Source organism: Enterococcus sp. DIV0176, from assembly GCF_050528535.1.
Taxonomy (GTDB): Bacteria; Bacillota; Bacilli; order Lactobacillales; family Enterococcaceae; genus Enterococcus_B; species Enterococcus_B thailandicus.
Genome location: NZ_CP172879.1, coordinates 841,240 through 865,681 on the forward strand (window position 1 = coordinate 841,240; position 24,442 = coordinate 865,681).

A 24,442-nucleotide genomic window follows, 5' to 3' on the forward strand; every position below is an offset into this window, starting at 1 on the left:
TGGCGGTATAGCCAAGTGGTAAGGCAGAGGTCTGCAAAACCTTCATCACCGGTTCAAATCCGGTTACCGCCTTAGTACAATTTATCGAAATGCCGGCGTGGCGGAATTGGCAGACGCGCTGGACTCAAAATCCAGTGCCCGTTGAGGGCGTGCCGGTTCGACCCCGGCCGCCGGTATTACTAAGATGTTTTCATCTTAGTTTTTTACTGGGGAATTAAATAACATATGTATGATGGCGGATGTGGCGAAGTGGTTAACGCACCGGATTGTGGCTCCGGCACTCGTGGGTTCGATTCCCATCATTCGCCCTTTTTTATTGGGGTATAGCCAAGCGGTAAGGCAAGGGACTTTGACTCCCTCATGCGTTGGTTCGAATCCAGCTACCCCAGTTCATTTTAAAATAAGTTTTAATATGCCGGCGTGGCGGAATTGGCAGACGCGCTGGACTCAAAATCCAGTGACCGCGAGGTCGTGCCGGTTCGACCCCGGCCGCCGGTATCAATGAAACACCAACATAAAAAATATGTTGGTGTTTTTTTATAGAAAATATTTATTTATTATATTTAATGAAATAAAGACATCTAGGACAAAATTATCCTAAAAAAAGCCTAAAATTCGTTTTTGAAAACGCGGATTTTAGGTTTTTTTAATTGAAGGATTCGTTAAGAACAACTGTATCTTTAGTGTTGCCAGTCTCTTTTTTGCATTATAAGTTATTTACCCATGCTTTAGCTGATTCTAGTTCTGCCATTGTTAACTCATGACCTTGATTTGAAGAATAGACATAAGTGAGGCTACCGTTACTTTCAAAAGCATTAGCTAGTTCATCAAAAGATTCTTTCGAAACGATTGGATCCCCATTGCCATAAGAAAGCCAGACTGTTTTATCTTTACCGTCAATCGAGTGATTCTTTACACCCAGTGACATAGGATGAAAAAAGATTCCCTTAGATAGTCCGTGTTCTCTTTCTAGTAATAGGTGCGCAGCAATGTTTGCTCCGTTAGAGTAACCAAGTAGTATCCAGTCTTCTAACAGAATATTTTTTTCTACACTAATTTCTTTAATTTGCTTTAATAAGTTATCTGTTTCTTCTTCTAAATTTTTGAGATCGAATTGGTTGAGTCCATGTCGCTTAAAGAAACGGTTCATTCCATTTTCTTGGATATTTCCGCGAAACGATAAAACTGAGCTATCTGGATCAATAAATCTCGCAAGTTCGAGTAAAGAATGTTCATCTCCGCCTGTACCATGCAGTAAAATAAATTTTGCTGCATTTTTTGTTCCTTGTTCAAAAATGTAGTTCATATTGCTCACCTCGAGTTGTTATTATTTTTGTTAACGTTGCATGTTCGCATCGCTAGTATCAAAAGGTCTAACGATCTCTTCGATGGCCAAACGTTTTTCTTCAAAAGCAGGTGGTAAAGAAAGCTTTTCCCCTGCATGATTTTTCTCTTCATCTTCAAAGAAACCAGGACCGTCTGTTGCCAATTCAAAAAGCACATGTGAAGAGGCTAAAAAATATTCAGATTGAAAATAAAAACGATCAATAAAACCAGAATCAGGCAATTCTACTTGCTGAATTTGTTGAATCCAGTAGCGCAAAGCTTGCTTATCAGCAATTCGGAGTGCAAGGTGATGAATATTTCCAAAACCTTCGATTGCATCAGGTAAATCATTACGAACTTCAACAATAATGGTTGCGCCGTTTCCTCCTTCGCCAACTTCAAATTGATGGAAATTTCCTTCTTTAGCAGTTTCATGAAATCCAAGTAATGTTTTGAGAATTTGCTCAATATTTTCTAGTCGGCTGACTCGAACAAAAACTGGTCCAAGTCCGATAAGTGCAAATTGAGTAGGGACATTGCTTTTTGTCCAAGGCACACCAGCAGCAACTCCATGATTTTGTTGATCTGAAATCAATTGATAGGATTGATTATCAAAGTCTTCGAATTCTAAATATTTTTTACCAAAACGTTCCTTAATATCTGAATGAGCAACTTGATACTCTGATAAACGTTCATGCCAAAAATTTAAGGCAGAGTCGTCAGAAACACGGAAAGAAACGCGAGAAATACTATTTGTTCCTTTAGAACCTTTAGATTGATAAGGAAAATCAAAAAAAGTCATGTCTGTTCCAGGTGCGCCATTTTCATCGGTAAAATATAAATGATACGTCTCGATATCATCTTGATTAACTGTTTTCTTTGCCAAACGCAAGCCCAAAACATCAGTAAAAAAACGATAAATTTTGGTTGCGCTGGAAGTCATAGCTGTAACATGATGTAAGCCTCTAATTTGTGTGTCCATAATTGTTCCTCCAAGAAACACTTACAAAAAGTAAGTTTGATTTTCACTAGTATAGTAAGAATCTGCAGATAATGCAATTATTCTGTCCTTTTAGCAAAAGAAAAAAAACGGTACCCAGCTTGGGTCCGTTTTTAGTTTGATTGAACATCTAAGATCGAATAGCTACGTACATCAAAACGATTACGACTTGTTGAATATTCAATTGGTTGACCATCTTTTAAGTAAACAATTTGTTGAACTTCTAAAATAGGATCAGTTGCAGAACAATTCAAGTATTTTTGATCAAATTCTGTGCTTTTATCTGCAGAAATTGTTCGGTAGGCACCAGCAAAGAAAATATTTAACGACTGATGTAAATAATCATAGATAGAAGATAGCAAATGCTCTTGTTTTAAACCAGGAACCAGATGGATAGGCATATAGGTATGCTCTAATATATATGGTTCATTTTCTAAAATTCGTAATCGTTGAATATTGTAGACAGGTTGTTCAGGCTGAATCATTAAATGTTCTTGTATTTGTTCATTTGGAAATTCAACGTCGAACTGGATAACTTGACTAGCTAATGACTGCTGACGTCGCGCCATCTGATGACTAAGCCCCTCGTATTCATTGGCTGGAGAAGTATCTTTTTTGAAAAAAGGATGGTTCAAAACTTTTGTTCCAGAACCTCTCTGGGAATAGACGAGACCTTCCATTGCGAGAATATTGATTGCTTTTTTGATTGTCATACGACTAGCATCAAATTCTTTGACTAGGTCAGTTTGATTTGGTAAAAAACTATCTGGTGGGTATTTTTTTGAGCGAATACGATCTCTTAATGTGTTCGCTATATCTTCATATTTTGGCACGACATTCACCTCTCTTTGAGTATAGCGAAAGTTGGAACAACGGACAACTACTAGAAGAAAGAAGTGAAAAGAAAAAGACCAAATCCATTAGACACTATCCAATGCTTTGGTCTTAATTTTGTTGTTTTAAATATCAGTCACGGGTTGTTTATCTAAAACTTTCAGGAACGGATACCAAATTAGTCCAACAATAATGAAATCAATCACTTGTAAAAGACCACCCAACCATGAATTAGTTGCAAGAATACCACTAGCGACGATTGGGACAGTCCATGGCACAGAAACACCGGTTGGAGGAGGAACGATTCCAGCTGCCATTACTAAATAGTTCAATGTGGTCACAACAAGTGGTGCAATCACCCAAGGTATTAAAATTGTTGCATTCAAAACAATTGGTAAGCCAAAAATAGCTGGTTCATTGACATTAAAAATACCAGGTGCAAGGGCAAGTCGGCCAACGTCACGGTACTGTTTTTTCTTTAAGAAGAAAGCCATAATCAAAACTACGGCCAAAGTCATTCCAGATCCACCAAGTCCAACAGTAAATGTTTCCATAAAAGGTTTTGTAATAATGTGTGGAAGTTCTTTACCAGCTTGATAAGCTTCTAAGTTATCTAACATTAAAGTATTCCAAATTGGATCCATTACTGAGTTGACGATGATTTGTCCATGAAGCCCGAAGAACCATAAAAATTGAACAAAAAATAAAGCGAGTAAAGTTGCTGGCAAGCTACTACCAAGTCCTGTTAAAGGTTTTTGGATTACTTCGTAAACAACATCGTGTAAGTTAGTATTGAACATACCAGTCACAAGTGCGTTGATAAATAAAAAGACTGTTAATGTTACAACAGCAGGAATCAAAGCAGCAAAAGATTTCGTAACTGCAGGTGGCACACCATCAGGCATTTTGATTTGCCAGCCACGTTTTGTAATACGACAATAGATTTCCGCTGCTAAGAAGGCAGCAATCATGCCAATAAACATTCCTTTGGCGCCAAGTCGATCAAGTGTAAGTACACCGGAAACTTCCTCGCCACCAGCTGTAGTCATAACAAACGGAGTAAGAATCAAAAAGCTAGCAAAAGAAACAGCTCCACCAAAAATACCTTCAACGTCATAAGATTTAGATAAATAATAGCCAATACCAAAAGTAACAAATACTGACATGATACTCATTGTTGCATTTTGTCCATTTCCAAAGAGAGTAGATAAAGTTCCTTTGGTCGCATCATTGAAAAATGGAAGATTATTGATAACTACAACAATTGAACCAAACATTGTTAATGGAAAAGAAAGCATGAAAGCATCACGTAAAACGGTCAAGTAACGATTTTGCCCTAAGAGATTGGCTAAGGGCATGATTTTTTCGGAAAGTTTGTCCATAAATCCATTCATATTTTTCACCTCTGAGTTTTTTGCAATCGATTACAAACAAAATATAGCATCGATTTATATAAATGTCTAGTCATTTATATAAAAAGTGTTGATTTTTATTTATTCCTCAGATAAGATAGCGTTATCAACTAAAAAGCGAGGACCTTTAAAATGAAAAAATATAACTTTCCAAATAACTTTTGGTGGGGATCTGCTGCAAGCGGCCCACAAACAGAAGGACGCATTGCTGGAGACGGCAAAGGTGAAAACATTTGGGATTATTGGTATACAAAGGAACCAGAAAAATTTTTTAATGAGGTTGGCCCAGATAAAACATCACAGGTTTATACAAAATACAAAGAAGACATCCAATTGATGAAAGAAACAGGCCATAATTCATTTAGAACATCTATTCAATGGAGTCGATTAATTCCAAAGGGAACAGGAGAGATTAATCAAACTGCGGTCACTTTTTATCGAGAATATTTTCAGGGATTACGAGAAAATGGTATTGAACCATTTGTAAACTTATATCATTTTGATATGCCCTTAGCTTTGCAAGAAAAAGGTGGTTGGCTCAATCGAGAAACAGTGGATGCATATGCGAACTATGCTAAAACCTGTTTTGAGCTATTTGGAGATATTGTTAAAATCTGGTTTACGCATAATGAACCAATCGTACCTGTTGAGGGAGGGTATTTGTATCAGTTTCATTTTCCAAACCATATTAATTTGAAGGAAGCAATTCAAGTTGGTTATCATGAAAATATTGCGAGTGCTAAGGCAATTCAAGCTTATCATCAACTGAATCAATCAGGAGAAATCGGGATTATTTTAAACTTGACACCAAGCTATCCAAAGGATAATGCTAATCCAGAAGATGTCAAAGCAGCAAAAATTGCGGATGCGTTTTTTAATCGTTCCTTTTTGGATCCGGCTGTCAAAGGAGAATTTCCAGAAGATCTAGTTACAATTATTAAAGAATTAAACTTGCTTCCCGAAATTGTTCCAGGGGATCTAACATTGATAAAAGACAATACTGTTGATTTGTTAGGAATCAATTATTATCAACCACGACGGATCAAAGCAAAAGAAACACCGTTGGTCAATGTAGTATCACCAATGCCAGAAGACTTCTTTGATAATTATGAAATGCCAGGTAGAAAAATGAATCCCTATCGTGGTTGGGAAATTTACGAAAAGGGAATCTATGATATTTTAACGAATACGCGAGAAAACTATGGTAATATCAAATGTTTCATTTCAGAAAACGGTATGGGCGTCGAAGGAGAAGAACGATTTGTTAATGAGTTTGGTATAATTGAAGATGATTATCGTATCAAATTTGTTAAAGATCATTTGAAATATGTTCATCAAGCAATTGAAGAAGGAGCAAATTGTGTCGGCTATCATATGTGGACGTGCATGGATAATTGGTCATGGACAAATGCATATAAGAATCGTTACGGCTTCATTTCTGTTGATTTAGATAAAGAAGGGGCGCGTACCATCAAGAAATCTGGTCATTGGTTTAAACAAGTAGCTGATGATCATGGATTTGATTGATTAACCAAGCAATGAAGTAAATTATGAATGTGAAAGGCTGGAGGAAATGTCAAAATTTTCCTCCAGTTTAATTTTTTGCTAGGGTATCATTTCACTTCTGGGAATATTCGCAGTAGACTAATAGTAGAGCGAATGAGAAAGAAGTGGAGAACATGCGAAATAAAGTAAAAAGTTCATGTACAACAATTTTAGTTGGTAAAAAGGCGAGCATCGATGGTTCAACAATGATTGCTCGAAATGAAGACAGTGAGAAAGCAATCGAACCTAAACGTTTTATCGTTGTTCAACCGGAATCTCAACCTAAAATTTATGAGTCTAAGATTAGTCATGTATCAATTCCCTTACCTGAAAATCCTTTGCGATACACAGCCACACCAAATGCAGATGATTCAATCGGAATTTGGGGTGAAGCAGGAATCAATCAAGCAAATGTAGCGATGACAGCAACGGAAACAATTACTTCGAATTCACGAATTTTAGGTGTTGATCCATATGTAGAAAATGGAATTGGTGAAGAAGATCTATTAACGATTGTCTTACCTTATATCTCCAGTGCCCGCGAAGGAGTTACACGACTAGGTCAGTTATTAGAAGAATATGGAACTTACGAGCCTAATGCCCTTGCGTTTTCAGATAATGACGAAATCTGGTACTTTGAAACAATCGGCGGGCATCATTGGGCAGCAATCAAGATTCCTGATGAAGCGTATGTCATTGCACCAAACCGAATGAATATTGATACTTTTGAGGTTGATTCAGAAAATACAATGTGCTCTGAAGATTTAGTTGAATTAATCGAAAACAATCACTTGAATCCTAATCCAGAGGAAGCACTTAATTTGCGCCACATTTTTGGGAGTGCCACAATCAAAGATCATCATTATAATAATCCACGTGCTTGGTATGGCCAAAAATATTTCACTCCAGAAATCGTGCAAGATCCAATGGATGATGATTTGCCGTTCATTTGCTATGCAAATCGAAAAATATCAGTTGAGGAGATTAAATTTGTTTTGAGTTCACATTATCAAGATACTGTATTTGATGCGTACGGCGTGGGAACAGATCACCAAAAGAAAAGCTTCCGTCCAATTGGCATCAATCGCAATATTCAATGTCATATTTTACAATTGCGAAATGATGTTCCTAAATCAATCTCCGGTATTCAATGGCTAGCATTTGGGCCTAATACATTTAATGTGCTGGTTCCTTTTTATACCAATGTTGAACAAACACCTGCACGTTATTCTGACACGTCGACTAGTTTTGATTTTAATCATCCGTATTGGTTATTCTGCATGGCAGCATTGATTGGGGATTATGATTATGACCGCTTTACGGATATTTATGCTGACTATGAACAAGAAAGTATGGCTTCTTTTAGAAATAAACAGTTGCTAGCTGATGCACAAGCAACAAAGAATTTTAGCACCGACTATTTAGAAAAAATCAACCAACAACTTGCGGAAGAATGCTACAATCGAACGGTTGCGTTGCTAGGTCAAATGGTTGAAAAGGGAGCAACACAAATGACTTTGCGTTTTGATTTAGGTGATTAAATAGGACCACATTGGTTGTCCCTAGAAAAAAACAGTGATAAACTAAAGAAAAAGGAGGCGTTTACAATGACGGACACATATCAAAATATTTTAGTTGCAATTGATGGCTCAGAAAAAGCAGAAAAGGCATTTCTTGAAGCCATTGCGATTGCAAAACGAAACCAAGCAACTTTGCACATCTTATATGTTAATGAAGTAACAGGGAATTATTTTGGTGATTTTGCGTTTGTAACAACTAATTTACAAGCAGAGCTCGATGAAGTAGCAGAAAATCAAATGAAAGCTCATCGAAATTTAGCAATTGAAAAAGGGTGGACAGATATTGAAACGTATATCCTTTATGGCTATCCTAAGACACTTATTGCTAACTTCAATGAGTCAAAGGAACCAATCGACTTGATTATTATGGGGTCAACTGGGTTAAATGCAGTGGAACGTGTTTTGGTAGGCTCGACTACTGCATACGTGGTGAACCATGCGTCATGCAATGTGTTAGTAGTAAAATAAATAAAGAGTAAAAAAAGCAATCAACAACAAGTGACGAAGGTGAGCCAATTAGTGGCTTCACAATAAGATACGTCAATTTGTTGGATTGCTTTTTTTATTTCGTCGTTTTTATAAAATTGGTGATAGTAGTCGGGAAATTTGTTGTTTGAATAACAGCCAAGTCGACATTTCTTTGACTGTCTCTGTTGTCATAGCAGAACAGTTTTCTTCATCTTCAAGAAACTTGTTCGAAAGTTGCTCTAAAAATTTATGATCATAAATGACTGCACTGGTTTCAAAGTTTAAACGATAGCTACGGATGTCTTGGTTGGCGGAACCAACCATGCAGATTTCATCGTCCATAATCAATGTTTTTGCGTGTAAAAAACCAGCTTCATAAACTAGAATTTCAATGTTTTCCTTAATCAATTGTCGTGCATAATATTGTGTAGCACGGTAAATGAATGGATGATCGGGTTTATTTGGAATCATGATTTTAACATGGACACCTGAAGCAGCAGCAATTTTTAATGCAGCAATCACACTCTCATCAAGAACGAGATAAGGTGTTTGAATCCAAATTCGTTTTTTGGCTGAAGTAATCAGTTTGATAAAAGCTAACTTGATTTGTTCGCGTTCATTATTTGGGCCACTTGAAACTAATTGAATGTCAGCGTTACCATGTTGTTCATTATTTTCGTCAACTTTCTTAAAGAAATAATCCAAATGATAGCCAACTTTTCTTTCTTCTGAAACGGAAACGTTCCAGTCCATTAAAAAGCGAAGTTGAAGCAGTGAAGCAGCAGCACCGAAAATTCGAATATGAGTATCGCGCCAATAACCAAATTTCTTGGTTGTGTAGACATACTGATCGGCAATGTTGAAGCCACCAGTATACCCAATTTTTCCATCGATTACGACGATTTTTCGATGGTCATGGTAATTTAAACGAAAACGAAGCAGGGCTTCTTGAGAAGTTAGAAAGGTTTGAGCTTCTCCACCATTAGCGATTAGTTGGTTAAAATCTTTTGCTTTTGTACCGTGTGAGCCAAACGCATCATAAAGTAGGCGAACTTGAACTCCTTGCGCTGCTTTTTTTTCTAATAAACGCAAAATCTGATTGCCAATCTCATCAGTTACAAATGCATAATACTCAATGTGGATAGAATGTTGGGCTTCTTCAATATCTTTTAGTAAAGAGGTTAGCTTTTCTTGTCCATCAGTGAGTAATGTAAGTCCGTTTTTTCGAGTTAAAGGCATCTGATTCAAGGATGAGAAAAAGTCAACATAGGTTTGTTTTTCGATTTCATTTGTTTGAGAATCATAGTGCTCGATGGTATCATCACGAAAATTTTGAAAATTCTCTAGTTCCTTTAAGTCGCTTTGTCGTAAATAGAATTTTTTCTTGTCTGTTAAACCGCGTCCAAAAAATAAATACAGAACAAATCCAACAATAGGTAATGCAAACAGAACAAGTAGCCAAGCCCAAATTGCTGCGACATCACGTGGCTTGATTAAAATAGTTATCAATGCAAAAACGGCATTAATTAAATAAATTGCTGAAACAATAAATCCTACCAAATAATTATCCTCCTTTATTTCAATAGTGTTAGTATAACATGAGTCGAAAAATAAACCTATGTGGGAGAACTGCCTTCAATCAACGAAAACCTAGTGAATTAGTTGAATAAACTGAATAAAATAGTTGCTTTTTGTCATTTAATACGATAGGATATTAGTACAGTTGAATATCTCCTTAGGGGAGTAACCGGCAACAAATCGTTGCGATAATATCAACAGTAAGTTAACCAATTGGTTTTCTGGTATTGTATGAAATGGTGAGACCTAAGACAAATGTTGATTTGTCTTGGGTCTCTTTTTTTTCAGTCAAATAATACTAGGAGCAAAAAGATTAAATGGGGGATGAAATTTGGAAAACAAAGAACAAGCACAACGAGTGATTTATCAAGAACCAATTGATTCGTTGATGCAGCAAACAAACAGCTCAAATAATGGTTTGAGCACGACGCTTGCAAAAGAAAAACTGGAAAAAGACGGACTAAATCAATTGAAAGAAGCACCGAAAAAGCCGACTTGGAAGTTGTTCTTAGAAACATTTAAAGATGCGATGGTAATTGTGTTACTGATTGTTGCGCTTATTCAAATGATCATGGGCGAATATGTTGAGTTCTTCGTTATTTTTGCGGTATTGATGCTTAACTCGGTTATCAGTGTGGTCCAAGCGAAAAAAGCAGAAGGTTCATTAGAAGCATTAAAAAATCTTTCAGCACCCGACGCTCGCGTCATTCGTGATGGCAAAGAGAAAACAGTGCCAGCAAAAGAATTAGTAGTTGGCGATTTAGTATTACTGGAAGCAGGAGATTACGTTCCAGCTGACGGTCGTTTATTAGAAGCTGGCTCATTACAAGTAGATGAAGGTATGTTGACAGGTGAATCGACTGCAGCTGAAAAAGAAGTTGTTGAAATTACAAATACTGTTCCAGTTGGTGATCGTGTAAATATGGTTTTTAGTGGAACCATTGTGACATATGGTCGTGGTAAATTCTTAGTTACTTCAACTGCAAATAACACTGAGATTGGTCAAGTTGCTGGTTTGTTGGAAAGTACAACAGAGCAAGCAACGCCATTACAACGTGGATTAGATAAATTTAGTAAGAAGTTAAGTTTAGCAATTCTTGCTTTATCATTGCTGATTTTAGGCATCCAGTTATTACGTATTTTCCTTGGTGAAGGTACAGGTGACCTAACTGCTGATATTGTTAATGCGGTGATGTTTGCTGTTGCCGTTGCTGTTGCTGCGATTCCAGAAGCGTTGCAGTCAATCGTTACAATCGTGTTATCTTTAGGAACAAATAAGATGGCCAAACGTCATGCGATTATTCGTAAGTTACCGGCAGTAGAAACATTAGGTTCGACAAGTATTATCTGTACCGATAAAACAGGTACTTTGACTCAAAATAAAATGACGGTTGTTGATTATTACTTGGCAAATGGCAATTCCGGAGACTTTACAGACAATCCAGAAAAATGGTCTGATGATGAACGTCGCTTGATTGAAATCTCTGTATTAGCAAACGATGCGTCAATCAGTGAAGACGGAACAAAACTAGGTGATCCAACTGAGGTTGCTTTTATTGATTTTAGTGAAAAATTAAATCAACCTTATCAAGAAATCCGTTCAAACTTTCCTCGTGAAGCAGAACTGCCATTTGATTCAGATCGTAAATTGATGTCAACTGCACATACATTTGACAATGAAAAATATTTGTTGGTTAAAGGTGGACCAGACATCGTCTTTAACCGTAGTAAAAAAGTCTTGTTGAATGGTGAAGTTGTACCAATGACAGATGAATTGATGACCAATTTCCAAAATCAAAACGAAGCCTTTTCTAATCGTGCTTTACGTGTGTTGGCTTTCGCTTATCGTCCAATCGATAACTTAGACTTAACTTTTGATGATGAAAATGATCTGATTTTAGTCGGAATCTTAGCAATGATTGATCCTCCAAGAGAAGAAGTAACACAAGCTGTTGAAGAAGCTCGTAGCGCGGGAATCAAAACAGTGATGATTACTGGGGACCATAAAACAACAGCTGTTGCAATTGCAAAAGAAATCGGTATTTTTGAAGAAGGAAACCAAGCATTAACTGGTACAGAACTAGATGCTTTATCAGAAGATGAGTTGATGAATATCTTAGAAAACGTGACCGTTTACGCACGTGTTTCTCCTGAAAATAAAATTCGAATTGTTCGCGCTTGGCAAGCGAAGGGGCATATTTCTGCAATGACTGGTGATGGTGTCAACGATGCTCCTGCATTGAAACAAGCAGACATTGGGATTGCTATGGGAACTGGTACGGATGTTGCCAAAGATGCAGCGGCAATGGTCTTAACAGATGATAACTTTGCTTCAATTGTTAGTGCAGTAGAAGTTGGACGTAATGTGTTTGATAATATCAAAAAAGCTGTTGCTTATCTATTTGCTGGAAACTTAGGTGCCATCATTGCAATCATCTTTGCATTGGTTGCTGACTGGTCAAATCCATTCACAGCATTGCAGCTGCTCTTCATCAACTTAGTAAATGACTCTTTACCTGCAATTGCTTTAGGAACAGAAAAAGCAGAACCTGCAACCATGAGTCGCCCGCCGAGAGATCCAAATACAGGGATCTTTACAGGTAGAACATTGGTTTCAGTGACTTATCGTGGGATCTTGATTGGGATTGCGGTTATCTTTGCACAATGGTTAGGGATGCAGCATTCACCTGAATTTGGTGTAGCAATGTCATTTACAACATTGATTTGGTGTCGTACGTTACAAACATTCCCTGCACGTTCAAATACGCAAACAGCAATTCAAGCAGGCTTCTTTGCCAATAAAGTTGTCTTGATTGCAGTAGTTGTATGTAGTGCTTTGTTTGGCTTAACAATGATCCCGGGACTAAAAGAAGTCTTTTCTATTCCAACAGCTTTTGGCGTATCAGAAATCTTGATTTGTTTAGGGATTGCTTTTGTAACCATTCTTTTAATGGAAATCACAAAACTAATTATTGTTCATGTTCAAAATGGAAAAGAAAAAGAATAAACAAGTGATTAGTCATAGAGTAGTTAGCTAGAAAAACAAAAAGAAGTGTGCTAAGTGATTGGCATACTTCTTTTTTGAAATTAAGGGTGAAAGAAATGAATGAAGAAGCATGGGACGAATTTGCAGAAGAATACTACGCAGTTCAAGAAGAGTCACAAGTGCCAATCGTTGCGGACATCGTAGACTTTTTATACAAGGAATCTGTACTGCCCGCAGAATCACTAGCAGATGTTGCCGGTGGATCAGGTCGTTATCTACCATTACTTGCTGAACAGGTTGCTAAGTATGAGTTAATTGATTTTTCAGCGTCAATGTTACGATACGCGCAACAAAAGGCAAAACGTTCTGGAGCAGAAAATGTGGTGTTCAAGAAACAAACTTTTGCTAAGTTTTTAGATTCTAAAGAGCAGTACGAGGTGATTTTTTCAGCGGCAAATCCAGCTTTTACTCAAACAACACAAGTTGAAAAACTAATGAAGAAAGCGAAAAAATGGTGTGTCATGGTACGAGTAATCCAATCAGAAGATGATCTTTTCACAGTTATAGATGACGAATTAGGTATAGCAGTGAGAGATCCAAACACCACACCCTTCATTAGTAACCAAATAGAAAAATTTTTACAGAGTAAAGAAATTCCAGTTAAGAAAAAAGATTTTACTTATCAGATCAAAGAGACGATTTCACGAGAGCTGTTAACTGAATATTATGAAGCAGAGATGACAGCTGAGCTGAAAAAAAAAATCTCACAGTTATTTAGCCAAAAAGCTGAACAAATCAGTACAACGACAGTAACGTATCGCGTGCTTCTGTGGCAGATACGGGATTAGTCCTCAAAAACTTAGTGAGAATGAATAGTACTTTTTGTAATCAGAATAAAAGATAATTGATTATTTTAGCGTATCCGCATGATTGAATACAAAACTGCCCCGTACCAATTTTTTGTTGATTGGTACGGGGCAGTTGCTTTTTATTCTGCTTCTTTATAGTAACGGATATCATTTTCTACTTTATAAATTGAGAATGGTACGTCACTGTTATATGCTGCATGTTGGCCATGTTCTGGCAGAGTTTCACTAAATATTTGTTCATATTCTACTACAGAAACTTGTTGGCGGTTATCAAATAAAGCTTGATGGTCTTCTTTGTCTAGAAAATCTTGGTAATTTTCTTCTAAAATTCCCGTGAAGAATTCACTTACTGCTCCAGAACCATAACTAAATAGTCCAACGCGATCACCAGCTTGCAAAGCAGATGAATTTTCAAGTAAGGAAATCAAGCCAAGGTAAAGAGAACCAGTATATAAATTGCCAACACGACGACTGTATTGGATACTTTCATCATAACGAGTCAGCAAACGTGATTGATTTGCTTCATCTGTTTCATCTAGAACACTTTGCAACGCTTTTTTTCCCATTTTTGTATAAGGGATGTGGAAGCATAATGCTGGATAGTCTTCTAAGGTCAAACCAGTTTGTTTTTTATGTTGTTGCCAAACTTTTTGGAAAGCTTCGATGTATGTCGCATTTGATAATGGACCATCAACAACAGGAAATTCACTATAATCTGGGCGCCAAAAATCATAGATATCTTCTGTTAAAAAGACACTATCATTTTCAATTGAAAGAATTCTTGGATTGGCAGTGACCATCATCGCTACAGCTCCGACCCCTTGAGTAACTTCTCCGCCAGTTGCTAAACCATAGCGAGCAATGTCACTAGCGATCACTAAAACTTTTCGTTCAGGATGATTGCGGACATATTCCTTTGCCATATGTAAAGCAGCGGTCCCTCCATAACAAGCTTCCTTTACTTCAAATGAACGAGCAAATGGTTGGATTTTTAATAAATGATGAATAATGACGGCACTGGCTTTTGAATGGTCAACACCAGATTCTGTTCCAACGATGACCATGTCGATCTGTTCACGGTCTTCAGCTGTAACTAATTTACTAGCAGCATTCGCTCCTAAAGTGATGATGTCTTCTGTTGCGCGGTTAACCGCCATTTGATCTTGTCCAATACCAATATGATATTTGGCAGGATCATCTCCACGACTCTCAGCTAGCTCTGTCATGTCTAAATATAAATTTGGAATAAAAAAGGAAAGACGATCAATCCCGATTTTCATTTCAACACCTCTTCACTCATAATTAAAACTTACTTTAATAAAGTATCACAAAATGTTTAAAAGAAATATAAAAAAGATAATATTTAAGGATTGTTAAAATTTTCAAGCGGAAAAAACTGTCGATAGTAGTGAGCTATTTGTTTTTACTTGAAAGAATGTTATATTTTTGTAGGAGGTGGCTTACTTGAAAGAAGTCGTAATTATAGATGCTGCAAGAACCCCTATAGGTAAATACCGTGGGAGCTTGAGCCGTTTTTCTGCTGTCGAATTAGGAACTTTGACTACGAAAGAATTATTGAAAAAAACTGGTATCAACAAAGAACAAATTGACCAAGTCATTTTTGGAAATGTTTTGCAAGCCGGTAATGGCCAAAATGTTGCTAGACAAATTTCAATCAACAGTGGGATTCCTACAAGTGTCCCCGCGATGACAGTCAATGAAGTATGTGGTTCAGGAATGAAAGCAGTTATTTTAGCACGCCAATTGATTCAATTAGGTGAAGCACAAGTCGTTATCGCTGGTGGGACGGAAAGTATGTCCAGAGCACCTTTGCTTCAACCTTATGAATCTGAAACAAATAGTTATGGTGAACCAATTTCAAGCATGGTCAATGATGGATTAACCGATGCTTTTTCAAATACGCATATGGGATTAACAGCTGAAAATGTTGCCCAACATTATCACATTACTAGAAAAGAACAAGATGAATATGCACTTGCTTCACAACTTAAAGCAGCTAAAGCAACAGAAGCAGGCGTTTTTAAGGAAGAAATTATTCCAATTGAAGTTGAGGAAACGCACTGGTTAGCAACAGATGAATCTGTTCGCGGAAACAGTACGGTAGAAAAATTAGGAACATTGCGTACCGTATTTGCTGAGGATGGAACAGTAACGGCAGGAAATGCCTCGCCATTAAATGATGGAGCCTCTGTATTAATTTTGGCTTCAAAAGAATATGCTATCGCAAATGATCTTCCTTATTTGGCGACAATCAAAGCAGTAGCGGAAGTCGGTATCGACCCATCAATGATGGGCATTGCGCCAATTACTGCCATTAATCATTTGATGGCTAAAACGGATATTCCTTTAGAAGAAATTGGTTTATTTGAAATCAACGAGGCCTTCGCAGCTTCTTCATTTGTTGTGAATCAGGAACTGCAGTTGGAAAGTGACAAAGTCAATATTTATGGCGGTAGCATTGCTTTAGGCCATCCAATCGGTGCAAGTGGTGCTCGAATCTTGACAACTTTAGGCTATGGGCTATTAAGAGAAGAAGAACGCTATGGTGTCGCTTCATTATGCATTGGTGGTGGTCTAGGATTAGCGATGTTACTTGAAGCAAATCTAGAATGGAATGAAGAACAATTTTTACAAAAAAAAAAGTTCTATCAGTTGACGCCAGCACAACGTCGAAATCAATTAGTTGAAGAAGGTGAGCTAACAGAAAACACTGCTGACCTGCTTGCTCAACAAACATTACCCGAAGAAATAGCGAATCACTTGATTGAAAATCAAATCAGTGAAGTTGAAATTCCCTTAGGCGTTGCACAGCATTTTAAAATTAATGGGATTAAAAAATGGATTCCAATGGCTACAGAAGAACCCTCAGTGATTGCAGCAGCCAGTAATGGTGCAAAATTATGTGGAGATATCAAGGCAGAAACACCACAACGATTGATGCGTGGGCAAATTGTTTTAGCTGGTCAACAAGCGTATCAGGACATCATTCAAGCACTTGAAGAACGCAGAGAAGAATTGATTCTGTGCGCAAATGACAGCTATCCATCCATTGTTAAACGTGGTGGAGGAGTTCGTGAAATCGCAAGTCGCGAATTTCAGGGAGAAGACCAAGCTTACTTATCAATTGATTTTTTGATTGATGTGAAAGATGCGATGGGTGCCAATATTGTTAATGCTATTCTAGAAGGTGTGGCGACAAAACTTCGTGAATGGTTTCCAGAAAGAGAAATTTTGTTTAGTATTTTAAGTAATTTAGCCACTGAGTCTTTGGCAACCGCTCATTGTATTATTCCATTTGAGCGGTTAGCTGCTGATCGTCAAATGGGTGAACAAATTGCTAAAAAAATCCAACAAGCTGCAGAATATGCTAAATTAGATCCTTACCGTGCAGCAACGCATAACAAAGGAATCATGAACGGAATCGATGCAGTTATTTTAGCAACAGGTAACGATACTCGCGCAACGGGCGCAGCTATCCATGCCTATGCTGCTAAAAATGGCCACTACGAAGGCTTGACACAATGGCGTCTAACTGAGGATGGTTTGGTTGGAGAAATCACATTGCCGTTAGCTGTGGCAAGTGTTGGTGGTGCATCAAAGGTATTACCAAAAGCTGCAGCGTCTTTTGAGCTACTAAAAGTCGATTCTGCAAAAGAACTTGCACAACTAATTGCAGCCGTTGGTTTGGCTCAAAATCTGGCTGCGTTACGTGCGTTAGTAACTGATGGTATCCAAAAAGGACACATGGCACTTCAAGCAAGAACATTAGCGATGACTGTTGGTGCAAAAGGAGCCGAAATCGAGCAAGTTGCGCAAGCACTAAGAAGTAAAGCAAAAATGAACCAAGAAATTGCGAAAGAAATATTACTTGATGTTCAGCAAGCAACATAAAATCAATTGAATAAACTATTTTTGATAGATAGGCAAAAACTGGGGCAAATTTATGGTCTCAGTTTTTTTGCTTTTTAATATCTTAAGATAAGATAGATTGTATTTTTTATAACATTATATTATTTTCTTTGAAACACTGTCATTACTTAAGTTATCGCTTTTTTAATTAAATGTATAGATGATAAAATAAAAAAGTAACAAAAATAAATATGAAGGAGAGAATCTATGAGAAAGAAAGTATGGCAGATGTTGTTCGTAGGAATAATTTTTTTGGGATGTATAGTACCAGCAATAACGGTAAATGCTGAGATGAGTGATTTTTATTGGGAAGGTCGAGCAAAAAATAGATACTGGATGAATGAACTTAAAGATAATACACGCCTTTCAGAGCTGTCAATTCCAGGAACACACGATTCAGCAACACATGCTATCAAAGACACTGTGGGACTGGGGTATGTGAAGACACAAAGTATTGATATCACGAGACAATTGAATAATGGAATCCGCTTTTTAGATGCGCGTGTGTGTGAAACAAATGGTTCTTTTGCGATGCATCATGGTAGTTTTTATTTGAATCAAATGTTTGGCGATGTTTTGAATCAAGTAACGAGTTTTCTTACAAAAAATCCAAGTGAAGTTGTTTATATGCGTCTGAAGCAAGAAAATAGTTCAGTAAACGATCAGATATTCAATCAAGTTTTAAATGAAAAATACCTAAAAAATAGTTGTTGGAAAGATTTTTTTTATTACGGAAATAGTAATCCAACTTTAGGCGAAACGAGAGGGAAAATCGTCATTTTACGCAATTTTTTGGGAAATAGTGTTGGAATTTCCTATCCAAGTCAATTTGATATTCAAGATTATTGGGAGCCAGTGAATCCTGAAGATAAACGCTGGGCAATTGAGCAACAATTGGTAAAATCCACAAAGAGTGGAGGAACAGATAATATTAAATATATTAATTATTTAAGTGCATCAAATTTCTTTTATCAAATTAAAGGCTTTGCAGGAAAAATGAATCCATTCGTTGTAGATTATATTCGTAATAACCAAGTGAAACATGCAGGGATCGTAATAGCTGATTATCCGAGCAGTGAGTTAGTGAATAGTGTTATTGATTTAAATCAACGGCTTTTAAAAAATCCAGAGAACTATGGAGTATACGATAGCTCGATTGTAACAATCCAAACTTTACTGGATACAAATAAAATTGTCGACTGGAACCAAGCCAACGATTTGGGTATTATTTATCCAAATAAAAACGGAAGTAACCAAAAATGGCAAATGTGGTACGATTCAAATACAAAAGCCTATCGCATACATACATATGACTATGGTCACCTTGCACTAAGACAAGCAACTACCCCTTATAATACATCACGATATAATGTTGTGATTGAACGTGCGGACGACAGTAACAGGGGATTATGGCAACTTATTCCAGCAGGAGAACATGGCAAGAACAAGGTATACTACTTGAAAAATTGTGCAAGTAATCTTTACCTAGATGTAAAAAACAGTGTTCATAATCAATCCGGTGAGTTGATTACTTACCCGTATACAGGAAAAACAAATCAAAAATTTGTGATAAATGTAATCAGATAAGAAAAGATGACACCCATGTCTGTCCTTCCGTTAGATTTTTTGTCTAACGGAAGGGCCATACGCATGGATGTCATCTTTTTTATTATTAGCGATTAACAATTGGCATTGCCGCAAATTGCTCAATTAATGGTACAAGCGTTAATTTCACTTTATACTTTCTTTCAAGTGCTTTTTCAACTGTAAACTCGTTTTCAGAAGTCATTGAGATTTCAGCTAATTGGCGTGGCTCATCTGCTGTTTTTTCAAAAACGATTGCAGCATCTGCTGTTTTTTCAACATAGAATTTTGGATATTCTGCAACAGCGGCTGCAAACTGATCAAAGGTTAAGTTAGAAGTTGTTGCTGATGCTTCCTCAGTGACAGGTTCTGCGTTGACTTCTTCAGTTGCAACTGATTTTTCTGTTTTTTCTTCTTTCACTTCTTTCGCTTCAGCAACAGGAGCGACTGGAGTTGAAACAACTTCTGCAGTTGGTTCATCGTTTTTCATTCGTTGATCGTTCCAATAAGAAACAATTTCAATCAACAAGTTATCACGAAAACGTTCAAAGATATCTTGTTCACCAGAACGAATGCGTTTCAACACACTCGTAAAGTTCTCATCAATTGGTACGTTAATACGAGTTGATTCGTTTGAATTTCCAGCCAAACCAATTGTTAAAATTTGACGATTCTTTGGATCAAGCATTACTTGTAAAGGTAAGCCGTAACGACGTAAACTTTCTTCTTCTAATGAATTGAATAGTTGACTTCTAATTCCATCTAAAGAGGGACGAAATTGATTTAATAATTTTTGTTTTTGTTTTTTCTTCATATTTTTGATTTCTCTCCTTCACTCATACCTTATCGATTATAAGAAAAATTTTGCCAATTGAAAAGGATTTAAAGGAAAAAACTTGCGTAAGTACGCATAATGACCCAATAATTGTTGATTTTTATCGAAAATTTTTGTTTTTTTTAAGATTAAGCGGGTAAAACGAATAAAAAAGTTCTGCTCAGAAGAATGACGAAGAAGATAGATGGTTACAAAAAAACGGCTTGGACAAAGAGATTGTCCAAGCTGTTTTTACTCTTTTGGTAGTAACGCAAAAACGGTTAGTTCCGGCGAGTAGATAATTTCATGCTCGTTCCAGTGAGTCACCATCAACGAATGATCCAAGCGCTTTTTGACTTCGTGGATTTTTTGATTATGTGACATATTTCTGGCTGGAAAGTGTTGGATTTTATCGGGTTCAATCAAAAAGATAAAATCTGGATGAAATGTCCGAAGAATTTCTTCAGGTAACGCTTCTAACCTTTGAATGGGATTCATACAATCACCTACTAAATTAAAATTCAGCTGTATCAGGATTTTTGGCTTTACCTACGACACCATCTAATGAATCGATTTGTGCCATTTCTGTTTCAGTCAATTCGAAGTCAAATAACTCTGTGTTCTCTTTGATTCTACTTGGTGTGACCGATTTAGGTAAAGGTAAAAAGCCGTGTTGTAAAGACCAGCGTAATGAGATTTGTGCAATTGTTTTTCCATGTGCTTCAGCAATTGCTTGCATTTCAGGAACATCAAAGATTTTTCCTGTTCCTAAAGGACTGTAAGCTTCAAGAATCATGTCATGTTGTCGAGCATAGTCAACTACTTCAGGTTGTAGTTCACCTGGTGCTAAGAAAATTTGATTCACCATTGGCATGATTTTCGCTGTTTTTGCTAAAGTATCTAAATGATGAGGCAAGAAATTACTTACACCAATTGCTTTGATTTTTCCTGCTTCATATAATTCTTCAAAAGCACGCCAAGTTTCAGCATTTGCTTCTTCCCAATTTTCACGGAAAGTAATTGGATTTGGCCAGTGGATAAGAAAAAGATCAAGATAGTCTGTTTGTAGTTTTTCTAAAGACTCTTCAAAAGAAGACATTACTAAATCATAGCTATGATTGGTATTCCACAATTTTGTTGTTAAGAAAATTTCTTTTCTAGGAATACCACTTTCTTTGATTGCTTGACCAACACTTTCTTCATTTTTATAGCCTTGTGCTGTATCAATATGACGGTAACCTGCCGCTAATGCTTCTTTTACAGAGGCAACTGCTACATCGCCATCAGGTGTTTGCCAAGTACCAAAACCAACGACTGGGATTTCATAACCATTTGCTAAACGATACGTGCTTGTTAAGTTTTCCATGTTCACATCTCCATTTCTTTTTTCCTTTATCTAGTTTAGCGCACTTTTTACAAAAAGTAAGGCATCATGCTTTGATTTTTATCACGAGAAAAAGGAAAAAGAAAACTTGAACAAAAATGTTTTTGACCAAGCTAGCTTTTTTTCGTTTTTTCGGTAAACTAGAAAAGAAGGGAATGAGCTCATGGATATTTATTTAAAGAAGGCAATCTTGCATATTATTGATCGCGAAACAGGTTCACCTGTTTTTTCACAAAAAGAATTAGACTTAACGAAGGACTTCATTCGTGATTTTTTACAAAAAAAAATTCAAAAAATTTCTTCTGCACAAACCAAAACAGGTCACTTAGCAGAAGAAAGCCAATTTGCCAAAAGCGTCCAGCATTTTTCTGAAGATTTCATTGTAGCCAGTGAAGAAATCGTGGCGCGTTGGTATGAAATCTATCAAGAAAGTGAAGAGGCGCCAAGTGCCGATGTGTTTGTTGTGTTGTATGAACTAGACACAGAACTTTATGTGGCACTATTAAAGGTGAATTATCGTGAATCGTATACCCATTTCGTTGACGCAGATGAAACTGGGATTGAAAATAAATTAATCTTGAACCGCGCAATCTTAGGTTCTAAATCTCAAAAGGCAGATGAGGCAATTGCGGTGAATCTGAAAGAGCTATCGTATGAACTCTTAGAGAAAAAATATGAGTTTTCTGGAAAAAAAGAGTGGTATTTCTCAGAAAAAGTGATTGAAAGTGTACCAGCACCTTCGTTAGAGCAAAACGTCAAAGTAATTCAAAAAGTGGCGAAACAAATAGGCAAGAAATTTGAGACTGATGAATTTGATATGGTTGCTGATCTGAAAGAAGCTGTTTACGATACCATTGAGGAAAAAGGTCGTCTGGATCATGAAATGATTGCCGAAAAAGTATTCAAGGAAAATATCTCTGCCAAGATGGCTTTTAAGGAGGAAGTACAGGAACATGGCTTTGTTCCAGAAGCAATTCCCGTGAAAGAAGTACAAGAAATCTCAGAGAAAAAATTTGGCAAGCAAAAGTTCAAATTATCTAACGGAATTGAATTGATCGTTCCAGTAGATGTCTATCGCAATCCAGATTTGATTGAATTTGTGAACAATCCAGATGGAACAATTTCTGTAATGATTAAAAACGTTGATGAAGTCTTGAATCGATTGTAATAAAAATTTGATCAATCAACGAGAAACAATAGACAAAAGGTAAACAAAAAAGCAGTTCAGATAAATTTTTCTGAACTGCTTTTTGTTTGGAGAATATAAGAGGATTATTCCATTTTTTCTAAAGCTTCTTTGGGAACGTCAGCTTCTTTGACTTCTTCCCAACTCATGACGCCTTTACGTGGATTGACCTTAAGTTTTAAATAGGCATTTAATTTCAAAGGACGTTCCCGCATTTCGTTCAAAGTAACTCGTTTCTTTTCGCCATTTTTATTGTAGGCGTTTTGTTTGTACGTATACGCGGTATAAGATTCTCCGTTATCAGAGAGTTCAGTATGCTTTTCCCCATTTGTAGTAATTTCAGTGTAGTAAGTTTCGCCACCATAAAAATAATCATAAGCAAACAGACTGCCACCGAGAAAGACGGCTAGTAGGGCAATTAGTCCAATTAATTTTTTCATCTATTTCACCTCTGTTCTCTATTATTCCTGAAAAGTTGTGATTCGTCTATTGAATCCGCTCAAACTAATTTTTATTTATAAAAAGGATACAAAAGGTAAGCGTAGAAGAGAGAAGTTCAGCGAAAGTGTTCTTAGTTGACTTTGACCAATTTTGACGTATAATAATCATAGTTCCAACCTTACAAAAAGTAAGGAGGACATATTCGTTTTTATTTTATAAAAAAAGGACTATAATAAAAGCGTGAGAGCTGAAAATTTCAGTGATCTATATTATTTAGGAGGTTTGTAAATTATGGCAAAAGAACATTATGACAGAAGTAAACCACACGTTAACATTGGTACCATTGGACACGTCGATCATGGTAAAACCACTTTAACTGCTGCAATCACAACAGTATTAGGGAAAAAAGGCCTAGCAAATCCTCAAGACTATGCAAGTATCGATGCGGCTCCTGAAGAACGTGAACGTGGAATTACAATCAATACAGCGCACGTAGAGTATGAAACAGAAAAACGTCACTATGCACATATTGATGCACCAGGACATGCGGATTACGTAAAAAATATGATTACCGGTGCGGCTCAAATGGATGGTGCAATCTTAGTAGTATCTGCTACTGATGGCCCGATGCCTCAAACTCGTGAACACATTTTGTTATCACGCCAAGTAGGTGTTAAATATCTAATCGTTTTCTTAAACAAAACAGATTTAGTTGATGATGAAGAATTAATTGACTTAGTTGAAATGGAAGTTCGTGAACTATTAAGTGAATATGGTTTCCCAGGTGATGATACACCTGTAATCAAAGGCTCAGCTTTGAAAGCTTTGCAAGGTGATCCAGATGCTGAAGCTGCAATCATGGAATTAATGGATACAGTTGACGAATATATTCCAACGCCAGAGCGCGACACTGAAAAACCATTATTATTACCAGTGGAAGATGTTTTCTCTATTACTGGTCGTGGTACTGTTGCATCAGGTCGTATTGACCGCGGGGCCGTTCGTGTTGGTGATGAAATTGAAATCGTTGGTATCAAACCAGAAACGCAAAAGGCAGTTGTTACGGGTGTTGAAATGTTCCGTAAAACACTTGATTACGGTGAAGCAGGAGATAACGTAGGTGTGTTACTTCGTGGGATTCAACGTGAAGATATCGAACGTGGACAAGTAATTGCTAAACCAGGTTCAATCACACCACATACAAAATTCAAAGCAGAAGTTTACGTGTTGACAAAAGAAGAAGGCGGACGCCACACACCATTCTTTAATAACTACCGCCCACAATTCTACTTCCGTACAACGGACGTAACAGGTACAATCGTATTGCCAGAAGGTACAGAAATGGTTATGCCAGGCGATAACGTAACAATCGACGTAGAATTGATTCACCCAGTCGCAATTGAAAATGGTACAACATTCTCAATTCGTGAAGGTGGACGTACTGTTGGTTCAGGTATCGTTACTGAAATTGAAGCATAAAAACTTTGAGAAAAACAATTTGTTAC

General features: G+C 36.9%; 18 protein-coding genes, 5 tRNA genes and 2 pseudogenes. 14 read left to right on the forward strand and 11 right to left on the reverse strand.

What is annotated here, in order from left to right; translation table 11 throughout:
• Position 1: 1 nt before the first annotated feature.
• From IGJ66_RS04075 to IGJ66_RS04095, 5 genes are all read left to right on the forward strand, one after another.
• Positions 2 to 72 (forward strand) — tRNA-Cys (locus IGJ66_RS04075).
• Positions 73 to 91: 19 nt separating this feature from the next.
• A tRNA-Leu gene (locus IGJ66_RS04080) sits at positions 92 to 176 on the forward strand.
• A 59-nt stretch (positions 177 to 235) separates the two neighbouring features.
• Positions 236 to 308, forward strand: a tRNA-His gene (locus IGJ66_RS04085).
• A 9-nt stretch (positions 309 to 317) separates the two neighbouring features.
• A tRNA-Gln gene (locus IGJ66_RS04090) sits at positions 318 to 389 on the forward strand.
• Positions 390 to 414: 25 nt separating this feature from the next.
• A tRNA-Leu gene (locus IGJ66_RS04095) sits at positions 415 to 498 on the forward strand.
• A gap of 208 nt (positions 499 to 706) precedes the next feature.
• Here the strand turns inward: IGJ66_RS04095 and IGJ66_RS04100 are convergent.
• The 4 genes from IGJ66_RS04100 to celB form a co-directional block, all read right to left on the reverse strand.
• Positions 707 to 1,306, reverse strand: a complete 600-nt coding sequence (locus tag IGJ66_RS04100) for an alpha/beta hydrolase (protein WP_095803507.1) — start codon at positions 1,304 to 1,306, stop codon at positions 707 to 709.
• 30 nt (positions 1,307 to 1,336) lie between these two features.
• Complete coding sequence (locus tag IGJ66_RS04105; protein ID WP_430616849.1) at positions 1,337 to 2,308, reverse strand: ring-cleaving dioxygenase; 972 nt, start codon at positions 2,306 to 2,308, stop codon at positions 1,337 to 1,339.
• A 131-nt stretch (positions 2,309 to 2,439) separates the two neighbouring features.
• Complete coding sequence (locus IGJ66_RS04110) at positions 2,440 to 3,159, reverse strand: GntR family transcriptional regulator (protein ID WP_218658139.1); 720 nt, start codon at positions 3,157 to 3,159, stop codon at positions 2,440 to 2,442.
• 126 nt (positions 3,160 to 3,285) lie between these two features.
• On the reverse strand, positions 3,286 to 4,554 hold the full coding sequence (gene celB, locus IGJ66_RS04115) for a PTS cellobiose transporter subunit IIC (RefSeq protein ID WP_430616850.1): 1,269 nt from the start codon (positions 4,552 to 4,554) through the stop codon (positions 3,286 to 3,288).
• Positions 4,555 to 4,704: 150 nt separating this feature from the next.
• Here celB and IGJ66_RS04120 point away from each other — a divergent pair, with 150 nt between their 5' ends.
• From IGJ66_RS04120 to IGJ66_RS04130, 3 genes are all read left to right on the forward strand, one after another.
• Entirely contained in the window at positions 4,705 to 6,099 is a 1,395-nt protein-coding gene (locus IGJ66_RS04120) for a glycoside hydrolase family 1 protein (protein ID WP_067484779.1), read from the forward strand.
• Positions 6,100 to 6,251: 152 nt separating this feature from the next.
• Positions 6,252 to 7,658, forward strand: coding sequence for a C69 family dipeptidase (locus IGJ66_RS04125; RefSeq protein WP_430616851.1), 1,407 nt, complete (start codon positions 6,252 to 6,254; stop codon positions 7,656 to 7,658).
• 66 nt (positions 7,659 to 7,724) lie between these two features.
• Positions 7,725 to 8,165, forward strand: a complete 441-nt coding sequence (locus IGJ66_RS04130; RefSeq protein WP_067484785.1) for a universal stress protein — start codon at positions 7,725 to 7,727, stop codon at positions 8,163 to 8,165.
• A gap of 108 nt (positions 8,166 to 8,273) precedes the next feature.
• Here IGJ66_RS04130 and cls read toward each other — a convergent pair whose 3' ends face one another.
• The gene (gene cls, locus IGJ66_RS04135) at positions 8,274 to 9,725 is read right to left on the reverse strand and encodes a cardiolipin synthase (protein ID WP_430616852.1); all 1,452 of its coding nucleotides are present in this window, start codon (positions 9,723 to 9,725) and stop codon (positions 8,274 to 8,276) included.
• A gap of 349 nt (positions 9,726 to 10,074) precedes the next feature.
• Between cls and IGJ66_RS04140 the strand changes: the two genes are divergently transcribed.
• Together IGJ66_RS04140 and IGJ66_RS04145 are read left to right on the forward strand one after the other, a co-directional pair.
• Positions 10,075 to 12,750 (forward strand): cation-translocating P-type ATPase, encoded by a 2,676-nt coding sequence (locus IGJ66_RS04140; RefSeq protein WP_430616853.1) that lies wholly within the window; start codon positions 10,075 to 10,077, stop codon positions 12,748 to 12,750.
• A gap of 95 nt (positions 12,751 to 12,845) precedes the next feature.
• The gene (locus IGJ66_RS04145) at positions 12,846 to 13,577 is read left to right on the forward strand and encodes a class I SAM-dependent methyltransferase (RefSeq protein ID WP_071869047.1); all 732 of its coding nucleotides are present in this window, start codon (positions 12,846 to 12,848) and stop codon (positions 13,575 to 13,577) included.
• 140 nt (positions 13,578 to 13,717) lie between these two features.
• On the opposite strand, the gene IGJ66_RS04150 is transcribed toward IGJ66_RS04145, so the two are convergent.
• Positions 13,718 to 14,878, reverse strand: a complete 1,161-nt coding sequence (locus tag IGJ66_RS04150; RefSeq protein ID WP_067484797.1) for a hydroxymethylglutaryl-CoA synthase — start codon at positions 14,876 to 14,878, stop codon at positions 13,718 to 13,720.
• A 184-nt stretch (positions 14,879 to 15,062) separates the two neighbouring features.
• On the opposite strand from IGJ66_RS04150, the gene IGJ66_RS04155 reads away from it, so the two are divergent.
• The gene (locus IGJ66_RS04155) at positions 15,063 to 17,510 is read left to right on the forward strand and encodes a hydroxymethylglutaryl-CoA reductase, degradative (protein ID WP_071869048.1); all 2,448 of its coding nucleotides are present in this window, start codon (positions 15,063 to 15,065) and stop codon (positions 17,508 to 17,510) included.
• A 225-nt stretch (positions 17,511 to 17,735) separates the two neighbouring features.
• Complete coding sequence (locus IGJ66_RS04160) at positions 17,736 to 19,115, forward strand: phosphatidylinositol-specific phospholipase C domain-containing protein (RefSeq protein ID WP_430616854.1); 1,380 nt, start codon at positions 17,736 to 17,738, stop codon at positions 19,113 to 19,115.
• A gap of 85 nt (positions 19,116 to 19,200) precedes the next feature.
• Here IGJ66_RS04160 and IGJ66_RS04165 read toward each other — a convergent pair.
• The 4 genes and pseudogenes from IGJ66_RS04165 to IGJ66_RS04180 all read right to left on the reverse strand — a co-directional run.
• Positions 19,201 to 19,428: pseudogene (locus IGJ66_RS04165) on the reverse strand (hypothetical protein); the annotation flags it as partial.
• A 71-nt stretch (positions 19,429 to 19,499) separates the two neighbouring features.
• Positions 19,500 to 19,926 (reverse strand): annotated as a pseudogene (locus IGJ66_RS04170) (hypothetical protein); the annotation flags it as partial.
• Positions 19,927 to 20,178: 252 nt separating this feature from the next.
• Positions 20,179 to 20,424: a hypothetical protein gene (locus IGJ66_RS04175; protein ID WP_067484809.1), complete on the reverse strand. Its 246-nt coding sequence runs from the start codon at positions 20,422 to 20,424 to the stop codon at positions 20,179 to 20,181.
• A 16-nt stretch (positions 20,425 to 20,440) separates the two neighbouring features.
• On the reverse strand, positions 20,441 to 21,292 hold the full coding sequence (locus IGJ66_RS04180) for an aldo/keto reductase (RefSeq protein ID WP_218658149.1): 852 nt from the start codon (positions 21,290 to 21,292) through the stop codon (positions 20,441 to 20,443).
• Between the two features lie 181 nt (positions 21,293 to 21,473).
• Here IGJ66_RS04180 and IGJ66_RS04185 point away from each other — a divergent pair, with 181 nt between their 5' ends.
• Complete coding sequence (locus tag IGJ66_RS04185) at positions 21,474 to 22,478, forward strand: nucleoid-associated protein (protein WP_067484815.1); 1,005 nt, start codon at positions 21,474 to 21,476, stop codon at positions 22,476 to 22,478.
• A gap of 104 nt (positions 22,479 to 22,582) precedes the next feature.
• On the opposite strand, the gene IGJ66_RS04190 is transcribed toward IGJ66_RS04185, so the two are convergent.
• Entirely contained in the window at positions 22,583 to 22,936 is a 354-nt protein-coding gene (locus IGJ66_RS04190; protein WP_071869051.1) for a YxeA family protein, read from the reverse strand.
• A 292-nt stretch (positions 22,937 to 23,228) separates the two neighbouring features.
• On the opposite strand from IGJ66_RS04190, the gene tuf reads away from it, so the two are divergent.
• Positions 23,229 to 24,416 (forward strand): elongation factor Tu, encoded by a 1,188-nt coding sequence (tuf, locus tag IGJ66_RS04195; RefSeq protein WP_067484820.1) that lies wholly within the window; start codon positions 23,229 to 23,231, stop codon positions 24,414 to 24,416.
• Positions 24,417 to 24,442 lie beyond the last annotated feature (26 nt).

What these genes read in the sequence shown, in the direction of transcription:
- IGJ66_RS04100 (WP_095803507.1), bottom strand. Translation starts at nt 1,306, where the DNA reads ATGAACTACATTTTTGAACAAGGAACAAAAAATGCAGCAAAATTTATT.
- IGJ66_RS04105 (WP_430616849.1), bottom strand. Translation starts at nt 2,308, where the DNA reads ATGGACACACAAATTAGAGGCTTACATCATGTTACAGCTATGACTTCC.
- celB (WP_430616850.1), bottom strand. Translation starts at nt 4,554, where the DNA reads ATGAATGGATTTATGGACAAACTTTCCGAAAAAATCATGCCCTTAGCC.
- IGJ66_RS04120 (WP_067484779.1), top strand. Translation starts at nt 4,705, where the DNA reads ATGAAAAAATATAACTTTCCAAATAACTTTTGGTGGGGATCTGCTGCA.
- IGJ66_RS04125 (WP_430616851.1), top strand. Translation starts at nt 6,252, where the DNA reads ATGCGAAATAAAGTAAAAAGTTCATGTACAACAATTTTAGTTGGTAAA.
- IGJ66_RS04130 (WP_067484785.1), top strand. Translation starts at nt 7,725, where the DNA reads ATGACGGACACATATCAAAATATTTTAGTTGCAATTGATGGCTCAGAA.
- IGJ66_RS04145 (WP_071869047.1), top strand. Translation starts at nt 12,846, where the DNA reads ATGAATGAAGAAGCATGGGACGAATTTGCAGAAGAATACTACGCAGTT.
- IGJ66_RS04150 (WP_067484797.1), bottom strand. Translation starts at nt 14,878, where the DNA reads ATGAAAATCGGGATTGATCGTCTTTCCTTTTTTATTCCAAATTTATAT.
- IGJ66_RS04160 (WP_430616854.1), top strand. Translation starts at nt 17,736, where the DNA reads ATGAGAAAGAAAGTATGGCAGATGTTGTTCGTAGGAATAATTTTTTTG.
- IGJ66_RS04175 (WP_067484809.1), bottom strand. Translation starts at nt 20,424, where the DNA reads ATGAATCCCATTCAAAGGTTAGAAGCGTTACCTGAAGAAATTCTTCGG.
- IGJ66_RS04180 (WP_218658149.1), bottom strand. Translation starts at nt 21,292, where the DNA reads ATGGAAAACTTAACAAGCACGTATCGTTTAGCAAATGGTTATGAAATC.
- IGJ66_RS04185 (WP_067484815.1), top strand. Translation starts at nt 21,474, where the DNA reads ATGGATATTTATTTAAAGAAGGCAATCTTGCATATTATTGATCGCGAA.
- IGJ66_RS04190 (WP_071869051.1), bottom strand. Translation starts at nt 22,936, where the DNA reads ATGAAAAAATTAATTGGACTAATTGCCCTACTAGCCGTCTTTCTCGGT.
- tuf (WP_067484820.1), top strand. Translation starts at nt 23,229, where the DNA reads ATGGCAAAAGAACATTATGACAGAAGTAAACCACACGTTAACATTGGT.